The sequence below is a fragment of the Candidatus Pelagibacter sp. genome (genome assembly GCF_052049775.1).
GTDB lineage: Bacteria > Pseudomonadota > Alphaproteobacteria > Pelagibacterales > Pelagibacteraceae > Pelagibacter.
The window spans coordinates 1-3452 of the sequence record NZ_JBNGZH010000058.1 but is presented as its reverse complement, the minus strand read 5'-3'; the positions used below and the strand labels follow the sequence as shown (position 1 = coordinate 3452).

Below are 3452 nucleotides of genomic sequence, written 5' to 3'. Positions count from 1 at the left end.
ATATTTTTTTTGAATAGCATTTTTATTTTTATTTGGATAATAAGCTGAGTCTGTGCCAGTTAAATTTTCTTGATGAGGTTTTTGCCAATCATATTTTTTTAGTTCATGATTATTTTGTATTTTATTATTGGTAAAATGCATCCAAGAATACCACTCAACAGGTATTTTTGATGCATCAATTTCCGCAGCATAAATCACCCATCTTTTTCCACTTTTAGATTCGTAATATTTATTTCCTAAATGATCTGTACCTATTAATTTACCAAATAAAATTGTTTTTATTCTGGTTCCAAAAGTATCTCGATTCCACCAGGTGAAAATTTTTCTTAAAAGTGTCAACATAATAAAATTATTATTTTCAATTTGGAATTGTATAAATTAAATTAGACTATAATTTGTTTTTGTATATAAATAATTTGATTCATTATTCAAATTAAATTTAAAATAATTGAGGTAAAATGGCTAAATATCTAGTTGAAACATATTATACTTGTACTTTTAAGGTAAATCATTTTTTAGATGACATAAATGAAAGTGAACTAAAAAATCTTGAACAACGTGATGATGGTAAATTTGAAGTTTTAGATGTTAAGCTTGATAATAGAAAAACTAAAAGTTTAGACCCAAACAATAATAAAATTGTTGAGAATAAAAAAATTGAGGTAGTAACTGCAAATAACCAAACACCATCAAAAAATTTAGAACATATAATTAAGTCAAAAAATAATAATTCAGAAAAATCTGGAAAAAGATTTAGTATGCCAGATAGAAGAAAAGGTTACATCCAAAAAGCAACTATTGGTGATCATAAAGTTTACTTACACACCGGTGAATATGAGGATGGAAAAATAGGTGAAATTTTTATTGATACAAGTAAAGAAGGTGAATTAGTAAAAGCTCTTATGAACAACTTTGCTATAGCAGTTTCCCTAGGTTTACAATATGGAGTTCCACTAGATGAATTTATTAATGCTTTTGTCGGCACAAAATTTGAACCTTCGGGTAAAGTTCATGGTAATGATAGAATATTAACCGCAACATCAATTCTAGACTACATTTTTAGAGAATTAGCAATATCTTATCAAAATAGAGAAGATTTAGCACATACACCTTCAATTGGTACTTCAGAAATTTCAAATATTGATGACCAAAACTCAGATGATCAAAACCAACTTTTAAAAATAGTAAAAGATATTACTAGTAAAGGCTTTGTAAGAAATAATTATAAGAAGAATTTAGTAGATTTATCAGATATAAAAATAAATCTTAAAGGTAAAAAATAATTTATTTATTCATTTTTAGAGCAAGATTGAGTTCTTTCAATTGTTTCTCATCTATTGACGAAGGTGCATTCATCATTAAATCTTGCGCGTTTTGATTCATGGGAAACATGGTTACTTCCCTAATATTTTTTTCGTTTGCCAAAAGCATTATAATTCTATCAATTCCAGGAGCTATTCCCCCGTGCGGTGGTGCACCATAGCTTAAAGCATTAATCATTCCACTAAATTTTTCGTCAACTTGATCTTTATCATAACCAGCGATAGCAAATAATTTATACATAAGTTCAGGAATATGATTTCTTATAGCACCAGATGAAAGTTCAATCCCATTGCATACTATATCGTACTGATAGGCTAACATATCCAAAGGTTTTTCAAAATTAAGTTGTTTGATATCTCCTTGTGGCATCGAAAAAGGATTGTGACTAAATTCAATTTTATTTGTTTGATCGTTTTTTTCAAACATTGGATAATCAACTACCCAACAAAATGCAAAAACATTATCATCTATTAAATTTAAGTCTTTTGCAATTTTATCTCTAGCCAAACTAGTTATTCGCTCTAAATCCTTTTTTTTACTACAAGCCATAAATATACTATCTCCAACTTTTGCACCTGTTTTTTTCATGATTTCCTCTAAAGATACCTTTGAAAAAAATTTTCCCACAGGCCCTTTTGCGGAAATCCCATTTTCAATAGTGAAATAAGCTAGACCAGAAGCTCCCTCATCTTTGGCCCATCTATCTATATTATCAAAAAAGCTTCTTGGTTTATCTTTCGTATTTTTAGTAACAATACATCTTACATTTGAGCCAGACTTCACAAGTTTTTTAAAGATATCAAAAGAAACATCTTCTCTTGTAAAAGTTTCTGTTATGTCCTTAATTATCAGTGGATTTCTAAGATCAGGTTTATCACTTCCATACTTTAAAAGGGCATCTTTATAAGTAATTCTTGGAAACTTTTCTGTTATGATTTTTTTTTTTGAGAATGTTTTAAAGGTGTTAACTAATAATTGTTCAACGACTTTAAAAATATCCTCTTGCTCAACAAAAGACATCTCTAAATCTAATTGATAAAACTCTCCTGGACTTCGATCAGCACGAGCATCTTCATCTCTAAAACATGGGGCGATTTGAAAATATTTATCAAAACCTGAAACCATTATGAGTTGCTTAAATTGTTGAGGTGCCTGCGGTAAAGCATAAAACTTACCTGGATTCAATCTACTTGGCACAAGAAAATCTCTTGCTCCCTCGGGACTTGATGATGTTAATATTGGTGTTTGGAACTCTAAAAAACCAAATTTATTCATTTCATTCCTGATGAACGAAATAACTTTTGATCTCAAAATAATATTTTCATGAATTTTTTTTCTTCTTAAATCTAAATATCTATATTTTAATCTGATTTCTTCAGAATATTCTTGATCACTAAAAACAGGCATTGGCAATTCTTTACACTTGCCTAAAACAACATAATTTTCGATGGAGACTTCAATCTCTCCTGTTTCTATCTCTTTATTGATTGTATCAGTTGATCTATCAACTACTTTACCTTCTACATTAATAACTGTTTCAAGTTGTAATTTTTCTAAATCTTTAAAGTTTTTATTTCCTTTGTCTACTATACATTGTGTGATGCCATAGTTATCACGTAAATCTAAAAATAAGAGATTTCCATGATCACGCTTCTTATTAATCCAACCTGAAAGCAAAATATTACTCCCAACATTTTTTTTTCTAAGTTCGTTACAATTGTGACTTCTATATTTATTCAATTATTCTCCCAATACCTCTTTAATTGTACTTAAATTTATAGATCTTTTTTTTTTTAAACTTACTTCGTCGATTTTATATATAAAATCAACTATTTTTCCATATGATCTATCAATTCTTTTAATAATATAGTCAATTAATTTTTTATCTATTGATATTTGACGATCAGATAAATTTTTTAAAATTAGAGCGAATAGAAGTTCATCATCAGGTTTATCAATATTTTGAAGTAAAAAATTTTTTGATCTTGATTTTAAATCATCTAACTTAAAATCAATATTTACAATGGAATTTTCAGAGGTAGCTATTAAATATTTGTTATCTTGTTCAACTATATTACACAGAGTAAAAAATAAATTTTCATTTATCTTTTCAGATACATTTTCTAAAA

General features: G+C 27.7%; 4 protein-coding genes. 1 reads left to right on the top strand and 3 read right to left on the bottom strand.

Features of this window, described 5'->3' with window-relative positions; translation table 11 throughout:
• Nucleotides 1-342, bottom strand: a 342-nt coding sequence (locus ACTT83_RS06245; protein WP_440919224.1) for an NADH-ubiquinone oxidoreductase subunit NDUFA12 family protein, incomplete at its 3' end; no start/stop codon positions are given.
• Nucleotides 343-458: 116 nt separating this feature from the next.
• On the opposite strand from ACTT83_RS06245, the gene ACTT83_RS06240 reads away from it, so the two are divergent.
• A complete protein-coding gene (locus tag ACTT83_RS06240; RefSeq protein WP_440919223.1) occupies nt 459-1283 on the top strand; it encodes a TSCPD domain-containing protein in 825 nt (274 codons plus the stop codon).
• Nucleotide 1284: 1 nt separating this feature from the next.
• Here ACTT83_RS06240 and aspS read toward each other — a convergent pair whose 3' ends face one another.
• On the bottom strand, nt 1285-3063 hold the full coding sequence (aspS, locus tag ACTT83_RS06235; RefSeq protein ID WP_440919222.1) for an aspartate--tRNA ligase: 1779 nt from the start codon (nt 3061-3063) through the stop codon (nt 1285-1287).
• A partial coding sequence (locus tag ACTT83_RS06230) for an HdaA/DnaA family protein (protein ID WP_440919221.1) occupies nt 3064-3452 on the bottom strand: 389 nt, incomplete at its 5' end. It abuts the gene before it with no gap.

What these genes read in the sequence shown, in the direction of transcription:
- ACTT83_RS06240 (WP_440919223.1), top strand. Translation starts at nt 459, where the DNA reads ATGGCTAAATATCTAGTTGAAACATATTATACTTGTACTTTTAAGGTA.